Origin of the sequence: Micromonospora noduli, from assembly GCF_003264365.1 — a bacterium.
Classification (GTDB): domain Bacteria; phylum Actinomycetota; class Actinomycetes; order Mycobacteriales; family Micromonosporaceae; genus Micromonospora; species Micromonospora noduli.
This window is the reverse complement of the sequence record NZ_PYAK01000223.1, coordinates 1-206: the sequence shown is the minus strand read 5'-3', so window position 1 is coordinate 206 and position 206 is coordinate 1. Positions and strand designations below refer to the sequence as shown.

Annotated in this window: 1 pseudogene; it reads left to right on the top strand. The window is 66.0% G+C overall.

Annotated elements, in window-relative coordinates:
- Positions 1-15 precede the first annotated feature (15 nt).
- Positions 16-206 (top strand): annotated as a pseudogene (locus GUI43_RS33410) (hypothetical protein); the annotation flags it as partial.

Below are 206 nucleotides of genomic sequence, written 5' to 3'. Positions count from 1 at the left end.
GAAGGAGCTACCCCCATGAACACGATCTTCCGTAAGAGCATGCTGTCTGTTGCTGGTCTCGCGTTCGCCGGTGGTGTCTTCGCCGGCCCGATCGCCGCCCACGCCAACCCGGTCGATGCCAAGCCGGTTGCGGTGGCTGTGCAGTCGGCGGCGCCGAAGCCGCAGGGCGAGCAGTCCCACATCAGCCTCAACGATGAGCAGACCGC